Genomic DNA, 21439 nt, shown 5'->3' on the forward strand with positions numbered 1-21439 from the left:
ACGGTTTTGTCTGGTATCAGTCTACCGCGTATAACCACAATGCGCTTTAATGGTTGCACGAAATGATGAGGATTACAGCATGTCAGCCATACAGACTCAGACGCAAAATGAAGCGCTCTCCACGCCGCTGGTGTTTACCCTGGCCGCCGGAGCCGGGCTCAGCGTTGCATCGATTTACTACAGCCAGCCGATGCTGGATATCATCAGTAAGCAGTTTAATGCAGGCATCGGCGCAGTTGGCATGGTGCCGATGCTGACTCAGGCGGGCTATGCGCTGGGTATTCTGCTGCTGGCCCCGCTGGGCGATCGTCACGACCGCCGCACCATTATCTTTATCAAGGGTTTACTGCTGGTCGCGGCGCTGCTGCTGTGTGGCTTTTCCGGCGGACTCAGCGCGCTGCTGGTTGCGAGTTTTATCACCGGGCTAACCGCCACGGTGGCGCAGGATATTGTGCCCGCGTCGGCGGCGCTGGCCCCGGAACGCAGCCGGGGTAAAACGGTCGGTACGGTGATGACCGGGCTGCTGGTGGGGATTCTGCTGTCACGGGTGGTCAGCGGGGTGGTGGCGGAGTATTTCGGCTGGCGCACCATGTACATGATCGCCGCGCTGGCAGTGTTGCTGATTACGCTGACGCTGTGGCGGGTGTTGCCACGCTTCGCGCCGGGCACCTCCGTGAGCTATCCGCGCCTGTTGCTGTCGCTGGTGCATCTGTGGCGTCACCATCAGACGCTGCGCCGCGCTGCGCTGGCTCAGGGTCTGCTCTCTATAGCCTTCAGTGCCTTCTGGTCGACGCTGGCGTTAATGCTCAGCGACCGCTTTCATCTCGACAGTGCGGTGGCGGGGGCGTTTGGTTTAGCCGGTGCTGCGGGTGCCATGGCCGCGCCGCTGGCGGGCAGTTTTGCTGACCGCATCGGTCCGGCACGCGTCACGCAGGCCGGTGCCGCGCTGGTGACGATCTCTTTTGCGCTGATGTTTCTGCTGCCACTGTTGCCCATGCCCGCACAGCTGGCGCTGATTGTGGTCTGTACTATCGGCTTTGATTTAGGGGTGCAGGCCACGCTGGTGGCGCATCAGACGCTGGTCTACGGTCTGGCGCCGGAAGCACGCAGTCGCCTGAATGCACTGCTGTTTACCGTGGTGTTTATCGGTATGGCGACCGGTGCGGCGCTGGGCAGTCTGGCACTGGCTCACTGGGGCTGGAATGGGGTGGTTGCGCTCGCTACCTTAGCCGGCGCCGCGGCTCTCGCGGTCCGCTTCGCCAGTCGTCACCTGAAAAACTGACACCTCGCCCGTCAAAAAATGTGCCAGGCTTATTCATAAACCCGAAATATTGTGGAGTGTTATGAACTTTTTAGCCTGGACAGCAGCGACGGGCGGCCTTCTGCTGCTGATGTCGCTGGCTTCCGGTTGGATTCACCGGGGGCCAGTCACCTCATTTGGTCTGTTCCTGATCGCGGGCATGCTGTGCGGCCCGTGGGGATTTGATGTTATCCACCTCGATATCGTCGCCCATTCCGAAGCCGTGGCCCATATCACCGAAATCACCATGGCGGCCTCGCTGTTTATCACCGGTCTCAAGCTGCGTCAGCCGCTGCAGAACAACTGCTGGCAGACCGGGCTGAAACTGGCGTTTCCCGCCATGCTGCTTACCGTTGCCGCGATGACCCTGCTGGCACACTTCCTGGTGGGATTAGACTGGCCGATTGCGCTGGCGTTTGGCGCGATTGTCGCGCCGACCGATCCGGTGCTGGCGAGCTTAATCTCGGTCAACGATGCGCAGGATGATGACTCGCTGCGTGTGGCGATCTCCAGTGAAGCGGGCATGAACGATGGCTCCGCATTACCCCTGCTGATGCTGGCGCTGCTGCTGTTTAATGGCGAGAGCCTGAGTGGCGCGATGCTGGCGCACTGGGGCGCGGTCGAAGTGCTCTGGGCGATTGGCGGCGGTCTGATCATCGGCTTTGTTCTGGGGCAGCTAATCGGCATGCTGGCGACCCGACTGCGTAATGCCAATGGCGACGTTGCGCCCAATGATTTCCTGGCGCTGGCACTGATTGCGCTGAGTTATTCGCTGGTGGAGTATCTGGGTGCCTCCGGCTTCCTGGCTGCCTTCGCCGCCGGACTGGGGTTACGCCGTGCCGAACTGGGCGTGTTCCATCGTCATCAGCCGGAAGACCTCTCTGACGACGAACGCGTATTGCCCTCTGAGGCGCTGGTGAATCCTAACAAACGCCTGGCGCATCAGGGCGACAATAATATGGTGAAGTCGATTGGGTTTGTAGTAGGCGACGCACTCTCTTTTGGCGATACTATTGAACGTTTACTGGCGGCTGGCATGATGGTGGTGCTGGGCGTGACGCTGGCGCAGCACTGGAACATCTATGGCGTGCTGATTGGCCTGGTGCTGTTTGTGGTGGTACGACCGCTGGCCGTCTGGCTGGTGACAGTACGCGCCGGGCTGCCGCTGGGACAGCGTCTGATGATTGGCTGGCTGGGCATCCGGGGAATTGGCAGCCTGAACTACATCGCTTATGCCTGGACGCACGGCATGCAAGGCCCGCAGATGGAAATCATGACGAATATGGCGTTAACGCTGGTGGTCTGCAGCGTGGTGGTTCACGGCACCACGGTGACGCCGCTGCTGAACTGGCGTCAGAAGCGCCTCGAAGCCCTTCAGCGCAAGGTTTAACCTGAACGAACAGGAGTTAAAAATGAAAGTCACTCAGATAGTGCTGCTAAGCCTCCTTGCCTCCGGCAGCGCGCTGGCAGCGGACGACGCTGATACTGAGCAGAATGTTTACGCCAGTCAGTTGTGTCACATTGTCAGCGGTGAGAAAAAGGTCGCCACTGCAGATCATTACGTCGAGCAGATGAAATCGACCGTGGCGGGCGGCCAGTCACCGTCGGCGATGAATCAGCCGGAATTTGATGAAGAGTCCGCGCGTGAAGTGGCCAGTGCCTGGCTGCAACTGGGCGACGATGAGCGGGCCAAACTGCGCGTCAACGAACAGCAGTGTGAACAGGCCGTGATGGCCCAATTCCAGCAGGAAGATTAACCACGCAGAATTAAATAAAAACGCGCCTGCCGGGCGCGTTTTTTTATGGCTTTTCAGGGGCCATTGCGTACATAATCGCCACCCATGGCACCAGACTTGCATCTGTTACTTCTTTTGTAGCCTGCCGCAACGGCTTGCTCATTACTCTGGCATCACACAACAGGCAATATGATTACGCGTCGACGCTTTATTCTCGGCACGGGAGCGCTCGGGCTCTCCATGACCACCGGCAAATTATTTGCCCGTGATGACATCATTCCCCTCTGGCCGGACGATCCGCCCGGCGGTGGCGGCCCATCCGGCCAGTTGCATATTAACAGCAGCGGTTCCTGGTCAAATATCGTCAGCCCGGCGATTCAGCGTTTTAAACCGGAAAATCCGAATGGCGAAGCGGTATTAATCGCCGCTGGCGGCGGGTATCGCTGGATCGGCATGGGACGCGAAGCCTGGCCGGTGGCGCGCTGGCTCAATGCCAGTGGCTATACCGCCTATGTGCTCAGCTACCGGTTGCCGCATGAGAAGTGGCAGGCGGGTCGTCTGGCACCGCTGCAGGATGCGCAGCGTGCCATCCGGCTGGTGCGATCTTTCGAACGTAAGGTGCATGTGCTGGGCTTCTCGGCAGGCGGACATCTGCTGGGGCTGGCGGCGGCGCGGCCAGACTTTGAATCTTATCCGGCCATCGATCCGCTGGATGAAGTGGTGCCGAAAGTCGACAGCGTCGGCCTGATCTATCCGGTCATCACCCTGGAAGCGCCTTATCAGCACACCAATACGCATCTGATGATGGTCGGCAAAAATGCCACGCCGCAGGATGAGGCGAACTGGTCAGTACAGAACTACGTGACCCGGCAATATCCGCCGACGTTTCTGGCGCAGGCCGAGGACGATCACACCTCCAATCCGTTTAACACCGAGCTGATGCGCGACACCTGTCGCCGCAACCGCGTACCGGTTGAGCTGATTCAGATTAGCAAAGGCGGACACGGATTTGGCCTCGGCAAGGCGGGTACGCCCGCAGCGTTATGGGATCAGGCGTATGTCCGCTGGCTGGATCGCGTAAGCTGAAGTGCACTGGCGCGGTGCTATGCTGCACGGTCAGAAAGCGGAAGTGGATGCGGCATAAAAAAAACAGGCGACCTTAAGGTCGCCTGTTCTGTTTCTGAAGCCCGGTGCGGATTAACGCATCGTCACAAACTCTTCCGCTGCGGTTGGGTGGATCGCCACGGTGTTATCGAAGTCTTTCTTGGTCGCGCCCATCTTCAGCGCCACGGCGAAGCCCTGCAGCATCTCATCCATACCGAATCCGATGCCGTGAATGCCGACGATCTTCTCATCGGCACCCACACAGACCAGCTTCATGCGGCACGGCTGACGATGCTGGGTGACCGCGGTGTACATGGCGGTAAACGACGATTTATAGACCTTTACCTGATCGTCACCATATTGTTCGCGCGCCTGCGGCTCGGTCAGTCCCACAGTGCCAATCGGCGGATGGCTGAACACCACGGTTGGCACGTTGCTGTAATCCAGATGCTCGTCCGGCTTGTTGTTAAACAGACGCTCAGAGAGACGGCGTCCTGCGGCAACCGCTACCGGCGTCAGCTCAACCGCACCGGTGTTGTCGCCCACGGCGTAGACGCCTGAGACATTGGTGTTCTGGAATTTATCGACGCTGATATAGCCTTTATCGTTCAGCGCCACGCCCGCAGCCTGAATATTGAGATTGTCCGTTTCAGGCTCACGGCCAATCGCCCAGACCAGGCAATCCACGGTGTAGTCGCTGCCGTTTTCCAGCTGCAGCGTCAGGCTGCCATCGCTGTTTTTAACTACAGCTTTTGGAATGGCTTCGGTATGCAGCGCCGGGCCTTCGGTGTTCATTACTTCGACCAGCGTCTCGGTGAGCAGCGGGTCGAAGCTGCGCAGCGGCGCATGTTTACGCACGAACAGGTGGGTTTCTGACCCCAGCGCGTTTACGACGCCCGCCAGCTCAACCGCGATATAGCCCGCGCCGACAACCGCGGTGCGTTTTGGCAGCGCATCCAGCTCGAAGAAGCCGTCGGAATCAATGCCGTACTCCGCACCCGGAATAGAAGGGTGAACCGGACGACCGCCGGTGGCGATCAGAATGTGGTTAGCCGTAATAATCTCGCCGTTCACTTCAACGCTGTGCGCATCGACAAAGCGGGCAAAGCCTTTGATCACTTCAACTTTGTTTTTACCCAGCACGTTGTCATACGAGCTGTGGATGCGATCGATATAGGCGCTGCGGTTTTTGACCAGCGTGGCCCAGTCAAAGCGATTGACGGTGGTGTCGAAGCCATAATCCGGGCCATAAAGATGGATAGCTTCGGCGATTTGCGCGGCGTGCCACATGATTTTCTTCGGCACGCAACCCACGTTCACGCAGGTGCCACCCAGCTCTTTTGCTTCAATCAGGGCGCATTTCTGGCCATACATAGCCGCACGGTTAATCGAGGCGATGCCGCCGCTGCCGCCGCCAATGGCGAGATAGTCGAAATGTCGGGTCATTGAAGTATCCATCCGGTTGCATAAAAAATTGGGGTTGAGTGTAACGCTGCGGGTCGAAATGACGCAAAGTTTGCGCCTATGATTGTAATAGGGTTCTGTTTTTTCACTCGCTGACAGGGAAGCATACCATGCACCTTACTTTTCTTGGCACCGGCGGCGGTGCTCCCAGCCTGCAACGTAACGTGACCTCCATTGCTTTTACCCGCGCGCTGAGTAGTGAAACCTGGCTGTTCGACTGCGGGGAGGGCACGCAGTTACAGTTTATGCGCTCCAGCCTGAAACCGGGCAAGCTGGATAAGATTTTTATCACCCATCTGCATGGCGATCATATCTTCGGCCTGCCGGGCTTACTCACCAGCCGGTCGATGGCCGGACTGACCTCACCCATGACGGTTTATGGCCCCAGAGGATTAAAAACCTTTGTTGAGACGGCGCTATCGATCAGCGGTTCCTACACCGATTATCCGCTGAACATTGTTGAGATTGAGGCGGGCTGGACGCTGGATGACGGTGAGTTTCGTATCAGTGCCTGGCCGCTGAGCCATCCGGTGGAATGTTTTGGCTATCGCATTGAACAGCATGACAAACCCGGCCTGCTGGATGCCGAGCGGCTGAAAGCCGAAGGCGTGCCTCGCGGCCCGTGGTTTCAGCAGCTGAAGCAGGGGGAATGTGTGACGCTGGAAGATGGGCGGGTAATAAACGGCGCTGACTACCTTGGCCCGGCGACACCCGGCAAAAAGCTGGCCATCTTTGGCGATACGGCTCCCACGGAGGTTGCGCTGCAGCTGGCGGCAGATGTTGACCTGATGGTGCATGAAACCACGCTGGAGGCGGCGATGGTGGAGAAAGCCAACGGGCGCGGCCACTCCACAACTCTGCAGGCGGCGGAGGTGGCAAAGCGCGCCGGGGCAAAGCGGATGATCGCTACCCATTTCAGCTCCCGCTATCTGGCAAAGGACATGAGCCGCCTGCTGGCGGAGTGCCAGACCATTTTCCCCCGCACCGAGCTGGCCTCGGACCTGGCGGTGTTTACGGTTTAGTGATGCAGTGCCGGATAAGTAAACAGCAGCAGATGGGTGAGGTTAAGCGCGAAGTGCAGGGCGGTCGCCAGCCATAAGCGGCCGCTCCAGTGCCACGCCAGAGCGTAAAGCAGCCCGGCCAGCGTCGCGAAAACTACCAGCAGTACGCCGCCGGTTGCATGCGCCAGCCCGAACAGCAGCGTGCTAATCAGCAGCGCGGGCATCCCACCCAGCTTCTCTCTCAGCCGCTGTTGCAGATAGCCCCGGAACAGCGCCTCTTCGGCCAGCGAGACAAAGAACAGATTCGCCAGCATAAACGCGGGCAGCCAGGGCGGAAAGTGAGGCTCAACGGCCAGACCACCCAGCAGCACGGCACTACCCAGCAGCAGCGGCACTGCTGCGATTAACGCCAGCGCAGCGATCCACGGATATCGTGGTGGACAGGCCCGGGCGCGGAACAGCGTCGGCAGGCAGGCCAGCAGCACAAAGGGGATGAGCGCTTTATCGAAGTTGAAGGAGAAACTGAACGGCAGGCTCTGTGCGCCCACCTTTACCTCATCGACGACGAGAGGATTGTGAAAGCCGGGAAAGAGATGGAGGAACAATCCCAGCGAAATCAGCACCAGCAGCGCTTCGCTCAGGATGTGCTGCCGCGAACGGATTGGGTCAAAGCGGCGCAGCGCGACCAGTGCCGCGATCACGGCCAGCAGCGGCAGCACTGGCCATGTCAGGACGTCATAATAAAACCCCAGCAGCGCGGCGAGCGCTAACAGCATCAGCGCCAGCCGCCGGGCGGGTTGCAGCGCGCCGAGCGCGCCTGCCAGCAGAATCCACATAATCGGTTATTCAGGAACGATCTGATTCACCACGAAGTGACCGGTACCGGCCGGAACCAGTTTTTTGTGCAGCCACGGCAGCAGGGTATTCATCTGATCGGCCAGCTTCCACGGCGGGTTAATCACGATCATGCCGGAGGCGGTCATGCCGCGCTGATCGCTGTCCGGACGGGCAGCCAGTTCGATCTGCAGGATATTGCGGATGCCGGTCGCTTCCAGGTCGCGCAGCATGTGTTTGATCTGCTGACGTAACACCACCGGATACCACAGCGCAAAGACGCCGGTGCCAAAACGTTTATGGCCTTCCTGAATGCCTTTCACCACTGCCTGGTAGTCGCTTTTCATCTCATAAGGTGGGTCGATCAGCACCAGACCACGACGCGACGGCGGTGGCAGCTTCGATTTCAACTGCTGATAACCGTCGGCACGGTCAACGCGTGCGCGGTTATCTTTACTGAATTCGTTGCGCAGCAGCGGGTAGTCGCTGGAGTGCAGCTCGGTGAGTTGCAGCCGGTCATCTTCACGCAGCAGATGACGGGCAATCAGCGGTGAACCCGGATAGTAGCGCAGAGAAGGGCCACGATTCAGCGCACCGATCGCGTCAAAATAGGGTTGCAGCAGTTCCGGTGCATCGGGCTGTTGCCAGATACGCGAGATGCCTTCCAGATATTCACCGGTACGCTCGGCGTGCTCGCCGCTCAGCTGGTAGCGGCCTGCGCCTGCATGGGTATCCAGATAGAAAAACGGTTTCTCTTTCTCTTTCAGCGCCGTGATGATCAGGCTCAGAACGGTGTGCTTCAGCACGTCGGCATGGTTGCCCGCATGGAAGCTATGGCGATAACTCAGCATTGTTTATCCTGTTGAATGTATAAGGTTTTAATTGATGGAAAATCAATTTATACCAATTATTACCTCACGTATTACCCACAGAACGACGCACAGCAACCGACGCAGGAAAAGCATGAGAATCGGCGATTATATCAGGGATGGACTGGCGATGGGCCAGAAGCGTGATAACAAATCGGGATGACAGGGCGCGGCATCCTGTTGCAGGCATGCAGGTACGGAAAGCTGCCCGACGCGCCCACCGTAATCACAGTCATAGTTTAAAAGCAGCGGGCTTTCGGGTAGCCATTCGCGCGTTTCTTCCCCACCTCATCCTGCCCCCCATTGATTTTCACTACACTAAGCCGCATGTTACTTAGATTGCGTTGCGCGACCCGCTGCGCCCCATACATCGATAAAGGACTGCGCTATGACCAATCCGCTACTGACATCTTTTACGCTTCCCCCTTTTTCTGCCATCCAGCCTGAACATGTTGTTCCTGCCGTGACGGAAGTGCTGAGCCAATGCCGCGCAGAAGTCGAAAAAGTGGTGGCGCAGGGTGCGCCGTACACCTGGGATAACCTGGTTCAGCCGCTGGCGGAAACCGACGATCGCCTGAGCCGTATTTTCTCTCCGGTCAGCCATCTTAATTCGGTAAAAAACAGCCCGGAGCTGCGCGAAGCCTATGAGCAGACGCTGCCGCTGCTCTCTGAATACAGCACCTGGGTCGGTCAGCATGAAGGCCTCTATCAGGCGTATCGCAACCTGAAAGAGGGCGATCAGTACGCGGCTCTGGATCTGGCGCAGAAGAAAGCGGTCGATAACGCCCTGCGTGATTTCGAACTCTCTGGTATCGGTCTGCCAAAAGATAAACAGCAGCGCTATGGCGAAATCGCCGCGCGCCTCTCTGAGCTGGGTTCGGCTTACAGCAACAACGTGCTTGATGCCACCATGGGCTGGAGCAAGCTAATCACCGATGAAAGCGAACTGGCCGGTATGCCGGAAAGCGCGCTGGCGGCGGCGAAAGCCCTGGCTGAAGCCAAAGAGCAGGAAGGCTGGCTGCTGACGCTGGATATCCCAAGCTATCTGCCGGTCATGACTTACTGCGACAACGCGGCGCTGCGCGAAGAGATGTATCGCGCCTATGCGACGCGTGCCTCCGATCAGGGTCCGAACGCCGGTAAATGGGACAATGGTCCTATCATGGCGGAAGAGCTGGCGCTGCGTCACGAGCTGGCACAGCTGCTGGGCTTCGACTCCTACGCGGATAAATCGCTGGCGACCAAAATGGCGCAAAGCCCGTCTCAGGTGATCGACTTCCTGAATGACCTGGCTGAACGCGCCCGTCCGCAGGGTGAAAAAGAGCTGGAGCAGCTGCGCGCCTTTGCGCAGAAAGAGCATGGCGTTGAGCAGCTGAATCCATGGGATCTCACCTATTACGGCGAAAAGCAGAAGCAGCATCTCTACACCATCAGCGATGAGCAGCTGCGTCCTTACTTCCCGGAAGAGCGCGCGGTCGCCGGTCTGTTCGAAGTGGTGAAACGCATTTACGGTATCACTGCGAAGCAGCGTACCGACGTTGAGGTTTATCATCCTGACGTGAAGTTCTTCGATCTGTTCGATGAAACCGGTGAACTGCGCGGCAGCTTCTATCTCGACCTCTACGCCCGCGAGCACAAACGTGGCGGTGCGTGGATGGATGACTGCGTCGGCCAGATGCGTAAAGCCGATGGCAGCCTGCAGAAGCCCGTTGCTTACCTGACCTGTAACTTTAACCGTCCGGTGAAAGGCAAACCTGCGCTGTTCACCCATGACGAAGTGATTACCCTGTTCCATGAGTTTGGTCACGGCCTGCACCACATGCTGACCCGCATCGAAGCGCCTGGCGTTTCCGGTATCAGCGGTGTGCCATGGGATGCGGTCGAACTGCCAAGCCAGTTCATGGAAAACTGGTGCTGGGAGCCGGATGCGCTGGCCTTTATCTCCGGTCACTTTGAGACCGGCGAACCGCTGCCGAAAGAACTGCTGGATAAAATGCTGGCGGCGAAAAACTATCAGGCCGCGCTGTTTATCCTGCGTCAGCTGGAGTTCGGCCTGTTCGATTTCCGTCTGCACACCGAGTTTAATCCGGAGAAAGGCGCACAGATTCTGGAAACCCTGCGCGAAGTGAAAAGCCGCGTGGCGGTCGTTCCGAGCCCGGAGTGGGGCCGTTTCCCGCACGCCTTCAGCCACATCTTTGCCGGTGGCTATGCAGCAGGTTACTACAGCTATCTGTGGGCGGATGTGCTGGCGGCGGATGCGTACTCCCGCTTCGAGGAAGAGGGCATCTTTAACCGTGAAACCGGTCAGTCGTTCCTGGATAACATCCTGACGCGTGGCGGTTCTGAAGAGCCGATGGAGCTGTTCAAACGCTTCCGTGGCCGTGAGCCGCAGCTCGATGCGATGCTGGAACATTACGGCATTCAGGGATAAGTCGGTTCGTGAAAATCTGTTTGCTCGATGAATCAGGCGCCGGAGACGGCGCCTTATCACGTTTAGCGCAGCGCTGGCAGCTGGAGCACGACGAAGATGCGCTGCTGGCACTGGTGCAAACGCCGATGCACCTTGAGCTGCGCAAGCGTGATGAGCCAAAGCTGGGCGGTATCTTTGTTGATTTCGTCACTGGCGCGATGGCGCATCGCCGTCGCTTTGGTGGTGGACGCGGTGAAGCTGTCGCCAAAGCGGTGGGTATCAAAGGCGGTTATCTGCCGGATGTGGTTGATGCGACGGCCGGACTGGGACGTGATGCGTTTGTGCTGGCGGCGCTCGGCTGCCGGGTGCGGATGCTGGAACGCCATCCTGTCGTGGCTGCGCTGCTGGAAGATGGCCTGCAGCGTGGTTATCAGGATGCGGAAATTGGTCCCTGGCTGCGCGACCGCCTGACGCTGATTCATGCAGCCAGTGCGCAGGCGCTGGGCGAGATTACGCCGCAGCCGGATGTGGTCTATCTCGATCCGATGTATCCCCATCGCCAGAAAAGTGCGCTGGTGAAAAAGGAGATGCGGGTCTTTCAGTCACTGGTAGGGCCGGATGAAGATGCCGATGCGCTACTGGAACCGGCCCGGCGGCTGGCGAAGAAACGGATTGTGGTGAAGCGGCCAGACTATGCGCCGCCGCTGGCGGGTGTTTTGACGCAGGCGGCGGTCGTAACCAAAAGCCATCGCTTTGATATTTATCCTCCGCTTTAACTGCTTTAAACGCATAAAAAAGCCGGCTCCGTGCCGGCTTTATTCATTTAAGCGGCTGAATTACGCCTCGTCTTCATCGCGCAGCGGCACAATCAGCATGTCGATGTGCACGGTGTTGATCAGCTGGCGGGCTGAAGACATCAGCTTGCTCCAGAAATCCTGATGATGACCGCACACCACCAGGTCAACGTCATATTTTTTGATCGCATCAACCAGCACCTGGCCGAGGTCGCCACTGCCGCTCAGCGTCTCACTGATCGGATAGCCCGCGGCATCTGATAATCCTTTCAGCGCCGCATGCGTCTCTTCAGAGATGCGCTTCTGCATATCCCCTAAATTGACATCAATCAGGCCGGTGTAGAGGTCGGAGTAATTCACATCAACGTGAATCAGGGAAATTCTGGCATCGTACGGGCGAGCCAGTGAGACGGCCTTATCCACCAGTAACTGACTTTCGGGAGAAAGGTCTACTGCAATCAGGATGTGTTTATAAGCCATGATAAAACTCCTTTCACGAGATTAAGGATGGCATCCGGTGTTCCTGCCGCGTCACAGCTTAGCGAAATCCTTTGCGCGAGCGGGCGATGAGCGCCACCAAAGTGTCTACCTGCGTTGCAGGTGATGATGTTGTTATGTTCTGAGTATAGCCTTCTCTCACTGCAAATGCTGCCGTTGCCGCCTGGCTTATGAATAAGATCAAGGCTATGCCAGATTTACTCGCGCTGAACGAAAATCATCGTTGGAAAAAATGTAAAGAATTCTCCTACACTGAAAAAAGGCGGTCCGGTTCGCAGCCGCTCAGGGGGTCGAAAATTTTCGCAGTCCGGTGATTCAGTGGCTGGTTTTTTCTGCAGGCGGATACAGTGTCTGACGCTGGGTCTGTTACTGCGATGCCAGTCGGGAGGGGGAGAATATGATCAACACTATTGCGCTTTTTTGGGCTCTTTGTGTGGTGTGTATCGTGAATATGGCGCGCTATTTTTCATCGCTGCGTGCACTGCTGGCGGTATTACGGGGCTGTGATCCGCTGCTGTATCAGTATGTCGATGGGGCGGGATTCTTCACCTCTCACGGTCAGCCGAGCAAGCAGGTGCGGCTGGTCACCTATATCTGGGCAAAGCGCTATCTTGATCATCATGACGATGAGTTTATCCGGCGCTGCGAGCGGGTGCGGGGGCAGTTTCTTCTGACCAGTGCACTGTGCGGACTGGTAGTGATAAGTCTGGTGGCGCTGGCGATCTGGCATTAAAAAAGGGCGACTTACGTCGCCCTTTTGTCTGCTGGCATCACACCAGTTTTAAGGCAATCCAGTAGAGCGAACCTGACAGCAGAATACAGACCGGCAGGGTGAAGATCCACGCCATGGCGATGTTCTTGATGGTCCGGCTCTGCAGTCCGCCCCCGTCAACCAGCATCGTACCGGCTACCGATGAAGAGAGGATATGCGTAGTGGAGACGGGCATGCCGGTATAGCTGGCGACGCCAATCGACACCGCGGCGGTCACCTGCGCTGACATGCCCTGTGCATAGGTCATGCCTTTTTTACCAATCTTCTCACCAATGGTGGTGGCAACACGACGCCAGCCAATCATGGTGCCGATGCCCAGCGCCAGCGCCACGGCCACAATAATCCAGATCGGCGCATACTCGATAGTGCCAAGCAGGTCGCTTTTCAGCTTATTGAGGAAGCGTTTGTCATCGGGCGAGGTCTCTTCCAGACGGGCCGCTTTATCGGCGGTGTCTGAGATACATAGCAGCAGACGACGCATCTGACCGCGCTGATCAACCGTCAGCTGGTCATAGCTCTGCAGATTATTCAGCAACACCTGAGCACGCTGAACTGCCTGCAGTGCGCGCGCGCTGTCACAGTGAAACTCCTGCGGGCTGGTCGCTGGCACTTCTTCCGGCGTAGGCAGCTTAGGCGGTGCCATCTGGATGATGTGCGTCAGCGAGGCATTATGCTGCTGGTAATACTGCTCCAGGTGATTAACTGCATCGCGGGTACGCGTAATGTCATAACCGGAGGCATTCATATTCACCACGAAACCGGCCGGTGCCACGCCAATCAGGACCAGCATGATCAGGCCAATGCCTTTCTGACCGTCATTCGCGCCGTGCGAATAGCTCACGCCAATTGCCGAAACAATCAGGGCGATACGGGTCCAGAATGGCGGCTTTTTCTTGCCGTCGATCTTCTCGCGGTCAGCAGGCGTCATATGAATACGCGCACGCTTTTTGGTATTGCTCCAGTAGCGACGCAGAATGAAGATCAAGCCGCCCGCCATCACCAGGCCGACAATCGGCGACAGGATCAGAGAAAGGAAGATGTTCAGGACTTTCGGGATGTTGAGTGCATCAACTACCGAGGTTCCGGTCATCAGGGCGTTGGTCAGACCGATACCGATAATGGCGCCGATCAGGGTATGGGAGCTGGAGGCCGGCAGACCGAGATACCAGGTGCCGAGGTTCCAGATAATCGCCGCCAGCAGCATAGAAAACACCATGGCGAGACCGTGAGCCGATCCAACATTTAACAACAGATCGGTGGGAAGCATATGAACAATAGCGTAAGCGACACTCAATCCACCGAGCAGCACGCCAAGGAAGTTGAATACACCCGCCATCACCACAGCAAGCTGGGCACGCATGGCACGCGTATAGATGACCGTCGCAACTGCGTTGGCCGTGTCGTGGAAACCGTTGATCGCTTCGTAAAACAATACAAACAGCAGGGCAAGAACCAATAACAGGCTAGTACTGAGGTCTAGACCAGCAAACAGATGTAGCATAAACGTTACGCCATTTTTGGAGGACATGAACGCGGCGCATTATCCGCGACAACGTGCTGTATGGGAAAGGAAAATATAGCGTTAATTTGACCTTTCGTCGTAAGGCTGAAGAGTAACTCAGCTAAAAAGGGTTAGATATTAAGCAGATACAATATGACACATTTACGGCAATTTTTTGACGCTGGCGTCTCAGTGAGCAGATCACTACAATCTGCGCCTTTCCAGTTAAGTGAGTGAACCGCAGTGGAACAGTTTGACGTTATCATCATTGGTGCCGGCGCCGCCGGGCTGTTCTGTGCCGCCCAGGCCGGACAGCGGGGTCGCCGCGTGTTACTGCTGGATAACGGCAAAAAGCCGGGACGCAAGATTCTGATGTCGGGCGGTGGCCGCTGCAACTTCACCAATCTCTATACCGAACCGGCGGCCTATCTGTCGCACAATCCCCACTTCTGTAAATCGGCGCTGGCGCGTTATACCCAGTGGGATTTTATCGATCTGGTCAATCGTCACGGGATTGCCTGGCATGAGAAAACGCTGGGCCAGCTCTTCTGTGATGACTCGGCTCAGCAGATTGTCGATCTGCTGCTGGCCGAATGTGACAAGGGCAATGTCACCCTGCGGCTGCGCAGTGAAGTGCTCAGCGTGGCGCGCGATGAAAGCGGCTATACCCTGCAACTCAACGGCAGTACGGTTCAGGCGGAGAAGCTGGTCATCGCCAGCGGCGGCCTGTCGATGCCAGGTCTGGGGGCTTCGCCATTTGGCTATAAAATTGCGGAGCAGTTCGGCCTGAGCGTCTTTCCGACGCGGGCGGCGCTGGTGCCTTTTACTCTGCACAAGCCGCTGCTGGAGCAGCTGCAGACGCTGTCAGGCGTTGCGCTGGAGACCACGATTGATGCGCAGGATGGCACCCGCTTCAAAGAGGCGATGCTCTTCACCCATCGCGGCCTGTCCGGTCCGGCGGTATTGCAGATTTCCAGCTACTGGCAGCCGGGTGAATTCGTCACTATCGATCTGTCGCCCGCCACACCGCTTGAGGCGTTTCTGACGGCACAGCGTGCAGCACATCCGAATCTCAGCCTGAAAAACAGCCTGGCGAAAATTCTGCCGAAGCGTCTGGTGGAAGTCCTGCAGGCGCTGAAGGTGGTGCCGGACATCACGCTGAAGCAGCTCAACAGCAAACAGCAAACGGAGCTGGCGCAGACGCTGCACGCCTGGCGCATCCAGCCAAACGGCACAGAGGGCTATCGTACGGCAGAAGTAACGCTGGGCGGCGTGGATACGACGCAGCTCTCCTCGAAAACTATGGAGGCGCGTGCGGTGCCGGGGCTTTACTTTATTGGCGAAGTGGCCGATGTCACCGGCTGGCTGGGCGGCTATAACTTCCAATGGGCGTGGAGTTCTGCCTGGGCCTGTGCCCAGGCGTTGTAACGCGCGTTTACCAGCGCTGATGGACGTGAGGCGCGATCTTCTCCTGATAGATCTGCTTCAGCGCCGCCATCGTCTCCTCAGAGAGCGCATCGACGTCGCTGGCGCGGGCATTGGCTTCAGCCTGTTCACGGTTTTTCGCGCCAGGGATTACCACGCTGACATCTTCGTTCATCAGGATCCAGCGCAGCGCAAACATCGCCATGGTGGTATCACCCGTCACGAAGCGGCGAATCTCCTCAACTGCTTCCAGCGCCACCTCATACGGCACGCCAGAGAAGGTCTCGCCCTTATCGAACGCTTCGCCATTGCGGTTAAAGGTGCGATGGTCGTCAGCGGCAAACACGCTGTCGGCATTCATTTTACCGGTCAGCAGACCTGAAGCCAGCGGCACACGGGCGATGATCGCCACATCACGGCGTTTCGCCTCACTCAGCAGCAGTTCTGCCGGACGCTGGCGGAAAATGTTGTAGATCAGCTGAATCGACGAGACGTTGGGAAATTCCAGCGCCTTCAGCCCTTCCTCGACTTTCTCAACAGAAACACCGTAGTGACGGATTTTTCCGGCGGCCACCATCTCATCCATCACCGCGAAGACGTCCGGGTTGTAGTAGACCTCGGTCGGCGGGCAGTGCAGCTGTACCAGATCCAGCGTTTCGGTCTGCAGATTTTCACGTGAGCGATCGATAAAGGCGTTGAGATTTTCGGCGTTGTAGCCCTCAGCCACGTGCGGTGAAAGCCGACGCCCCAGCTTGGTGGCGACAAACGGGCGTTCCCCGCCGTGCTGGTTCAGCACCTCTGCGATAATCTTTTCTGAGCGGCCATCGCCATAGACATCGGCGGTATCAATAAAGGTGATGCCCGCATCCAGCGCGGCGTTCAGCGCGGCTTTGGCATCCTCCATGCTCACTTCTCCCCAGGTTCCGCCAATGGCCCATGCGCCAAAGCCAATTTCAGAGACGCGCTGACCGGTACGGCCCAGTGTTCGTAATTTCATGCAAACCTTCCTCGATGCGTTTCAGACAGGGTGACAGAAAAGGGCTAACCATTGAGCTTAGCGCTTTCCGGCGGTGAGGCGATCCGGCGTTGTTGCATACCAGACCGGTATAAACAGGAGGCTTTTTGCGGCAGGCTGCTGGTTACGTTGAAGATTTCTGCAAAAAACAGGCCGGATCGTGTGGATACCGCTTCGCTAATTAATTGATTTTAAGAAATTTCACCTGAAATTAAACAGGCGAGAGTGTGGATTCGGTCACATACTTCAATTTTCAGGCCAACAAGTGGATCGCTATGTTTAAATTTGTTAAGTCGGTCTTTGCCAGTCCCGAGAAGTTTCTGCAGATCATGACCCGTCAGGATATCAACGACTCCATCGCCGAAGGTGAGCGCATCATTATTGATGAGAACGGCAATATCTCGGTCAATACGCTGAGTGAGGAAGTCCACGAAGATTTTGCCCGCCATGTGAATACGTTAAAGGGAGTGTAAGGTGGGTACCGCAATATTTATGGTGCTGATGGTCAGTGGTTACTGGTACACCAGCCGTGATTTAAACAGCCGCTTTAAAATCCGCCGCTCGTCGGGCTGGGATGTCTATTTTCTGGTCGCGCTCTACGGCTGTATTTTTGTTCTGCAGGGCGTGTTCGCCACTGGCATCGTCTGGCTGCTGCTGCTCTGTATGTCCGGTATCGCCAATGCCCTGCAGATGATCCCCGGCGTGCATCTGAAGTGGCAGGTGGAGTTCATGAACTGGAGTTTCCTGGGCATCCAGGCACCGGTTGTCATTATGCTCGCCTTCGCCATTCTGCTCTGCCTCTATCGCTCAAACTGGGCGGGCAGCGCACGCCTGAATGTATCAGGGCGTAAAGACCTCTATCAGCGGCTGTCACGCTCCAATGGCGTAGAGCAACTGCTGTTTCAGTGCATGGAAGAGGGCGAGCTGGCGTGGATTACGCTGAAGTCGCGCCGTATTTACATCGGCATGGTGCATGCCTCAACCTTTGAATATGAGAGCACTAAAAACATTGTGCTGATCCCGATGCTGAGCGGCTATCGCGACAGCAAGACGCTGAAGCTGGCGGTGGAGCATAACTACAGTAAGTGGTACGCCGAGCATGAGATCACGCTTGACTCGAAGCCCAAAGATGCGATGTCGTTCCGAAAAGTGATCATGGTGGACCAGATTGAAAGTCTGTCACTGTTCGATCCGGCCAGCGCCACGGCACTTTCGATGGGACATCCGCAGGAAGTGGAGAAGAGTCAGGGTAATGATGACGACAGTCCGGATAGCAATGAAAGCCGTGACGAGTCGGATTAAAAATGCTCACCGGGTTTTCCCTGATTAAACAGCCTCATCAGGGAAAACCGGGTTCATCTCACACCATATTTTCCGCCGTAAACAGCCGGAATGCGACTTTACCCGCCTGATAGACATCCGGCTGATAACCGGTTTCCAGATGACTCAGCATCAGATCGATCGCTAACCGGGCATGATGCCGGGCATGTTGATCCAGCGTAAACGCCACTTCATCGTTCAGCAGTAGCTGGCGAGTCACATCATAAAGCTCATGGGTGATGTAGGTGCATTTACCCAGCAGCTGATGGGCGCGCAGGGTGTCGCTGACGTCCGTGTTGCCCATACCGGTGTTGTAGACCCCGGCAATCGCCTGTGACGAACGCAGATTGCGGGCCAGTTCGCTGCGGATGGTTTCCCGCTGATCCTGACCCGACAGCACTTCACGCAGATAACGCTGCGGCGCACGCTGCTCCATGGCTTCACGGAAACCGGCGATACGCTGACGGTGGGCGCGATAATCAAAGCGGCCGCTGACCATCAGAATGTCGCCGGGCTGGTTCAGGGTTTTACTCATCAGCAGGCCCGCGGTGCGGCCTGCCTGATACTGGTCGATGCCAACATGACACAGGCGATCAGCGTCGGGCAGATCGGTGACGATGGTGATCACCGGCACATTGCGGCTGCGGCACAGCGCCAGTGCCCGATAGACAGGCGGTGAGTCATGTGCAAACACAATAATGCCGTCGCGGGTGCTGCTGCGGGCGACCATGCTCTGTGCCAGCTGCTCGGGCTGCGCTTCGGCCACCAGCGTTTTATGCAGCTTCAGGCGGCGATAGCCAAGCTGACTGGCGATCTCGCTGAAACAGGAGGTGAGCTGCTGAAAAAAGGATGAGCCGTTGTTACTGAGGAAGACTTCGATTTGCCACGGATGCTGATACTCCTCTGGCAGCAGACGCCGGAGTCCCGCTTCACGCGCGGCCTTCAGAACTTTGCGGCTGGTCTCCAGCGAGACGCCGCCACGCTCATTCAGCACCCGGTCGACCGTCGCAATCCCGACGCCCGCCATTTTTGCCACCACCTCTAAGGTGAGCTTTTTCATTCAGACTCCACGGGTAAATGGCGATTAGCTGCTGCCTGTCAGACTGTTTATCTCTTCTAACCGGTTAAAAGTAAAAGATAAAGTAATTTGATGATGGAAAACCATCAACAGCGTTGCGCCATGCGCTTTTACCCTCAGTGCGGTTGTCAGGCTAAAAAGCACAGCGGGCCGCTGTCCGGGCGGAAATACCGTTAAGCTTGTAGCGAGACAATTAACGAGGAGTGAATATGGCGCAGCAAAAAGAAGTTCTGATTATTGGTGCTTCACGCGGTATCGGTCTGGCGGTCGTGCAGGCGTTTGCCGGTGAGGGCTGGCAGGTCACGGCCACCCATCGCAGCGGTGTTCCGGAACAGGGCAACAGGCCAGGTATCGACTGGCAGGCGCTGGATATGACCGACGCATCGGCAGTTAAGCAGCTTGCCGTCCAGCTCAGTGGCAACGCGTTCGACGCGATTCTGATCAATGCCGGAATTTCCGGGCCTTCGCACCAGAAGGTGTCGCAGAGTGACGATCAGGAACTGGCACAGCTGTTCCTGACCAATGCGATAGCCCCGGTTCGCAGTGCAGAGATTCTGCTGCCGCTGCTGAAGCCGGAGGGCGTACTGGCGCTGACCTCATCCCAGCTCGGCAGCCTGAATGAAAACCCGGAGGCACAGATGCCGATTTACTCGGCCAGTAAAGCCGCACTGAATATGCTGAGCCGCACGCTGACCCCGGCGGTTGAAGCACAGAACGGGACGCTGCTGACGCTGCATCCCGGCTGGGTGAAAACGGACATGGGCGGCGAGAGTGCGCCCCTGACGGCAGAAGAGAGCGCCGCCGGTATCGTTCAGCAGCTGACCCAATGGCGCGGACGTGGGGGGCATCACTACGTCGATTACGCCGGCCAGCAGCTGCAGTGGTAAGTGGATACGGGGCGGTTACGCCCCGATGTCCCGCAGTGCCTTACCCTTCATCAGGTTGCGTTCAATGTGCTCCAGCGTCACATGTGTGGTCTCGGGTACCAGCATCATCGTCAGCACGATAAACACCAGATTGAGCGCGCCGTAGAACCAGAAGGTGTTGGCATTCCCCAGCTGATCCAGCATCGTCAGGAAAGTGGCTCCCACTATCATGTTGCCGACCCAGTTGGTGGTGGTGGAAGCCGTAATGCCGAAGTCACGCCCTTTCAGCGGCTGAATTTCTGAACAGAGCAGCCAGATGACCGGTCCGGCCGCCATTGCAAAGCCAACGATAAACATCAGCAGCATCGCGACCGCAAAGTATTTGCGGAAATCTGTTTCGACGCCGATATGCAGCAGCGTTCCCAGTACGCCCATGCCCACCGCCATCACCAGAAAACTGGTGGTCAGCATCGGCTTGCGACCCCAGCGATCGACAAAAAAGATGGCAATCAGCGTGGCCAGCATGTTGACCAGCCCGACAATCACCGTGCCCCACATCTGCTCACTGGTGCTGGAGAAACCGGCAATATTGAAGATTTTAGGGGCGTAATACATCACCACGTTCATGCCGGTAAACTGCTGCATTACCTGTAGCAGCATCCCCAGCCAGACCGCGCGGCGGAAATTGCCATTAGAGCGGAACAGCGACCAGCCGCGCTGTTTCACCTGGAGGCTTTCCCGGATCTCTTCCAGCTCCTCCCGCGCCTGTTCGCTGCTGTTACGCAGCCGATCCAGCACGCGCTGCGCCTCGTTGAAGCGTCCGTGCGCCGCCAGCCAGCGCGGACTGTTGGGCAAAAACAGCACGCCGATAAACAGGATCACCGCCGGAATAGCGATAACGCCGAGCATCCCGCGCCAGTTGCCGCTGTAGCTGAAGGCGGTGTCGGAGAGATAAGCGACCACGATGCCGGTGGTCAGCATCAGCTGGTACATCGAAATCATTGAGCCACGAATACGTTCCGGCGCAATCTCCGCCAGATAGAGCGGCGCGGTGTAAGAGGCGATCCCTACCGCCAGCCCCAGCATCACGCGGGCACAGACCAGCGACTCCACATCGGGAGAAAAGGCGGACCACAGCGAGCCAATCACAAACAGCGTCGCGCCCGCCAGCATGCTTTTCTTACGTCCCAGCTTTGAGGACATCCAGCCCGCCGCCAGCGCACCCAGCGCCGCACCAAACATCATCGAACTCACCACCCACTCCTGCTGATGGTTGGTAATCTGCAAATCTTTCGCCAGGAACGGCAAGGCCCCTGCGATGACGCCGATATCCAGACCGAACAGCAGGCCGGACAGCGCCGCCATAAAACAGACGAACCAGGTAAAACGGTTCTGATGACTTCCCGATTTTTTAGTCGCGACCATGCGAGTCTCCTTGCGGTGATTCAGTGT

The 21439-nt window shown here is 57.4% G+C and carries 20 protein-coding genes; 12 read left to right on the top strand and 8 right to left on the bottom strand.

Going from position 1 to position 21439, the window contains the following annotated elements; genetic code table 11:
* The first annotated feature begins 79 nt into the window (after nucleotides 1-79).
* From EGO56_RS01355 to EGO56_RS01370, 4 genes are all read left to right on the top strand, one after another.
* Nucleotides 80-1282, top strand: a complete 1203-nt coding sequence (locus EGO56_RS01355) for an MFS transporter (protein WP_135907511.1) — start codon at nucleotides 80-82, stop codon at nucleotides 1280-1282.
* A 61-nt stretch (nucleotides 1283-1343) separates the two neighbouring features.
* Nucleotides 1344-2690 carry a cation:proton antiporter gene (locus EGO56_RS01360; RefSeq protein WP_135907512.1) on the top strand — a complete coding sequence of 449 codons (1347 nt, stop codon included), beginning with the start codon at nucleotides 1344-1346 and terminating at the stop codon, nucleotides 2688-2690.
* Between the two features lie 22 nt (nucleotides 2691-2712).
* Entirely contained in the window at nucleotides 2713-3057 is a 345-nt protein-coding gene (locus EGO56_RS01365; RefSeq protein WP_033784234.1) for a hypothetical protein, read from the top strand.
* 168 nt (nucleotides 3058-3225) lie between these two features.
* Complete coding sequence (locus EGO56_RS01370) at nucleotides 3226-4122, top strand: alpha/beta hydrolase (protein WP_033734349.1); 897 nt, start codon at nucleotides 3226-3228, stop codon at nucleotides 4120-4122.
* A 111-nt stretch (nucleotides 4123-4233) separates the two neighbouring features.
* On the opposite strand, the gene gorA is transcribed toward EGO56_RS01370, so the two are convergent.
* Nucleotides 4234-5586, bottom strand: coding sequence for a glutathione-disulfide reductase (gene gorA, locus EGO56_RS01375; protein WP_135907513.1), 1353 nt, complete (start codon nucleotides 5584-5586; stop codon nucleotides 4234-4236).
* Between the two features lie 128 nt (nucleotides 5587-5714).
* Here gorA and rnz point away from each other — a divergent pair, with 128 nt between their 5' ends.
* On the top strand, nucleotides 5715-6626 hold the full coding sequence (rnz, locus tag EGO56_RS01380) for a ribonuclease Z (RefSeq protein WP_135907514.1): 912 nt from the start codon (nucleotides 5715-5717) through the stop codon (nucleotides 6624-6626).
* Here rnz and EGO56_RS01385 read toward each other — a convergent pair.
* Together EGO56_RS01385 and EGO56_RS01390 are read right to left on the bottom strand one after the other, a co-directional pair.
* Complete coding sequence (locus EGO56_RS01385; RefSeq protein ID WP_135907515.1) at nucleotides 6623-7441, bottom strand: CPBP family intramembrane glutamic endopeptidase; 819 nt, start codon at nucleotides 7439-7441, stop codon at nucleotides 6623-6625. The two genes, rnz and EGO56_RS01385, sit on opposite strands and share 4 nt — an antisense overlap.
* Before the next feature lie 6 nt (nucleotides 7442-7447).
* Entirely contained in the window at nucleotides 7448-8290 is an 843-nt protein-coding gene (locus EGO56_RS01390; RefSeq protein ID WP_033734342.1) for a 23S rRNA (adenine(2030)-N(6))-methyltransferase RlmJ, read from the bottom strand.
* A gap of 406 nt (nucleotides 8291-8696) precedes the next feature.
* Here EGO56_RS01390 and prlC point away from each other — a divergent pair, with 406 nt between their 5' ends.
* Together prlC and rsmJ are read left to right on the top strand one after the other, a co-directional pair.
* Nucleotides 8697-10739: an oligopeptidase A gene (gene prlC, locus EGO56_RS01395; RefSeq protein WP_135907516.1), complete on the top strand. Its 2043-nt coding sequence runs from the start codon at nucleotides 8697-8699 to the stop codon at nucleotides 10737-10739.
* Between the two features lie 8 nt (nucleotides 10740-10747).
* Nucleotides 10748-11494, top strand: coding sequence for a 16S rRNA (guanine(1516)-N(2))-methyltransferase RsmJ (gene rsmJ, locus EGO56_RS01400; RefSeq protein ID WP_135907517.1), 747 nt, complete (start codon nucleotides 10748-10750; stop codon nucleotides 11492-11494).
* Between the two features lie 60 nt (nucleotides 11495-11554).
* On the opposite strand, the gene uspA is transcribed toward rsmJ, so the two are convergent.
* Complete coding sequence (gene uspA, locus EGO56_RS01405; protein ID WP_003852123.1) at nucleotides 11555-11992, bottom strand: universal stress protein UspA; 438 nt, start codon at nucleotides 11990-11992, stop codon at nucleotides 11555-11557.
* A 415-nt stretch (nucleotides 11993-12407) separates the two neighbouring features.
* Here uspA and uspB point away from each other — a divergent pair, with 415 nt between their 5' ends.
* Complete coding sequence (uspB, locus tag EGO56_RS01410) at nucleotides 12408-12743, top strand: universal stress protein UspB (RefSeq protein ID WP_013359386.1); 336 nt, start codon at nucleotides 12408-12410, stop codon at nucleotides 12741-12743.
* Between the two features lie 37 nt (nucleotides 12744-12780).
* Here uspB and pitA read toward each other — a convergent pair whose 3' ends face one another.
* Nucleotides 12781-14283, bottom strand: coding sequence for an inorganic phosphate transporter PitA (gene pitA, locus EGO56_RS01415; RefSeq protein WP_133163748.1), 1503 nt, complete (start codon nucleotides 14281-14283; stop codon nucleotides 12781-12783).
* A gap of 243 nt (nucleotides 14284-14526) precedes the next feature.
* On the opposite strand from pitA, the gene EGO56_RS01420 reads away from it, so the two are divergent.
* Nucleotides 14527-15711: a BaiN/RdsA family NAD(P)/FAD-dependent oxidoreductase gene (locus EGO56_RS01420; protein ID WP_135907518.1), complete on the top strand. Its 1185-nt coding sequence runs from the start codon at nucleotides 14527-14529 to the stop codon at nucleotides 15709-15711.
* Between the two features lie 7 nt (nucleotides 15712-15718).
* Here EGO56_RS01420 and EGO56_RS01425 read toward each other — a convergent pair whose 3' ends face one another.
* On the bottom strand, nucleotides 15719-16705 hold the full coding sequence (locus tag EGO56_RS01425; RefSeq protein ID WP_135907519.1) for an aldo/keto reductase: 987 nt from the start codon (nucleotides 16703-16705) through the stop codon (nucleotides 15719-15721).
* 293 nt (nucleotides 16706-16998) lie between these two features.
* On the opposite strand from EGO56_RS01425, the gene EGO56_RS01430 reads away from it, so the two are divergent.
* Both EGO56_RS01430 and EGO56_RS01435 read left to right on the top strand, forming a co-directional pair.
* Nucleotides 16999-17196 carry a hypothetical protein gene (locus EGO56_RS01430; RefSeq protein WP_013359382.1) on the top strand — a complete coding sequence of 66 codons (198 nt, stop codon included), beginning with the start codon at nucleotides 16999-17001 and terminating at the stop codon, nucleotides 17194-17196.
* 1 nt (nucleotide 17197) lies between these two features.
* Nucleotides 17198-18025: a hypothetical protein gene (locus EGO56_RS01435; protein ID WP_033784226.1), complete on the top strand. Its 828-nt coding sequence runs from the start codon at nucleotides 17198-17200 to the stop codon at nucleotides 18023-18025.
* Between the two features lie 58 nt (nucleotides 18026-18083).
* On the opposite strand, the gene EGO56_RS01440 is transcribed toward EGO56_RS01435, so the two are convergent.
* Nucleotides 18084-19103 (bottom strand): LacI family DNA-binding transcriptional regulator, encoded by a 1020-nt coding sequence (locus EGO56_RS01440; protein WP_135907520.1) that lies wholly within the window; start codon nucleotides 19101-19103, stop codon nucleotides 18084-18086.
* A gap of 227 nt (nucleotides 19104-19330) precedes the next feature.
* On the opposite strand from EGO56_RS01440, the gene EGO56_RS01445 reads away from it, so the two are divergent.
* Complete coding sequence (locus EGO56_RS01445; protein WP_135907521.1) at nucleotides 19331-20008, top strand: SDR family oxidoreductase; 678 nt, start codon at nucleotides 19331-19333, stop codon at nucleotides 20006-20008.
* Nucleotides 20009-20023: 15 nt separating this feature from the next.
* On the opposite strand, the gene EGO56_RS01450 is transcribed toward EGO56_RS01445, so the two are convergent.
* Entirely contained in the window at nucleotides 20024-21412 is a 1389-nt protein-coding gene (locus EGO56_RS01450; protein ID WP_135907522.1) for a sugar porter family MFS transporter, read from the bottom strand.
* Between the last annotated feature and the right edge of the window lie 27 nt (nucleotides 21413-21439).

Source organism: Pantoea vagans, from assembly GCF_004792415.1.
GTDB classification, from domain to species: Bacteria; Pseudomonadota; Gammaproteobacteria; order Enterobacterales; family Enterobacteriaceae; genus Pantoea; species Pantoea vagans.

Excerpts from the sequence above, each read along its gene's own strand:
- EGO56_RS01355 (WP_135907511.1), top strand. The coding sequence starts at position 80 with ATGTCAGCCATACAGACTCAGACGCAAAATGAAGCGCTCTCCACGCCG.
- EGO56_RS01360 (WP_135907512.1), top strand. The coding sequence starts at position 1,344 with ATGAACTTTTTAGCCTGGACAGCAGCGACGGGCGGCCTTCTGCTGCTG.
- EGO56_RS01365 (WP_033784234.1), top strand. The coding sequence starts at position 2,713 with ATGAAAGTCACTCAGATAGTGCTGCTAAGCCTCCTTGCCTCCGGCAGC.
- EGO56_RS01370 (WP_033734349.1), top strand. The coding sequence starts at position 3,226 with ATGATTACGCGTCGACGCTTTATTCTCGGCACGGGAGCGCTCGGGCTC.
- gorA (WP_135907513.1), bottom strand. The coding sequence starts at position 5,586 with ATGACCCGACATTTCGACTATCTCGCCATTGGCGGCGGCAGCGGCGGC.
- rnz (WP_135907514.1), top strand. The coding sequence starts at position 5,715 with ATGCACCTTACTTTTCTTGGCACCGGCGGCGGTGCTCCCAGCCTGCAA.
- EGO56_RS01385 (WP_135907515.1), bottom strand. The coding sequence starts at position 7,441 with ATGTGGATTCTGCTGGCAGGCGCGCTCGGCGCGCTGCAACCCGCCCGG.
- EGO56_RS01390 (WP_033734342.1), bottom strand. The coding sequence starts at position 8,290 with ATGCTGAGTTATCGCCATAGCTTCCATGCGGGCAACCATGCCGACGTG.
- prlC (WP_135907516.1), top strand. The coding sequence starts at position 8,697 with ATGACCAATCCGCTACTGACATCTTTTACGCTTCCCCCTTTTTCTGCC.
- uspA (WP_003852123.1), bottom strand. The coding sequence starts at position 11,992 with ATGGCTTATAAACACATCCTGATTGCAGTAGACCTTTCTCCCGAAAGT.
- uspB (WP_013359386.1), top strand. The coding sequence starts at position 12,408 with ATGATCAACACTATTGCGCTTTTTTGGGCTCTTTGTGTGGTGTGTATC.
- pitA (WP_133163748.1), bottom strand. The coding sequence starts at position 14,283 with ATGCTACATCTGTTTGCTGGTCTAGACCTCAGTACTAGCCTGTTATTG.
- EGO56_RS01425 (WP_135907519.1), bottom strand. The coding sequence starts at position 16,705 with ATGAAATTACGAACACTGGGCCGTACCGGTCAGCGCGTCTCTGAAATT.
- EGO56_RS01430 (WP_013359382.1), top strand. The coding sequence starts at position 16,999 with ATGTTTAAATTTGTTAAGTCGGTCTTTGCCAGTCCCGAGAAGTTTCTG.
- EGO56_RS01440 (WP_135907520.1), bottom strand. The coding sequence starts at position 19,103 with ATGAAAAAGCTCACCTTAGAGGTGGTGGCAAAAATGGCGGGCGTCGGG.
- EGO56_RS01445 (WP_135907521.1), top strand. The coding sequence starts at position 19,331 with ATGGCGCAGCAAAAAGAAGTTCTGATTATTGGTGCTTCACGCGGTATC.
- EGO56_RS01450 (WP_135907522.1), bottom strand. The coding sequence starts at position 21,412 with ATGGTCGCGACTAAAAAATCGGGAAGTCATCAGAACCGTTTTACCTGG.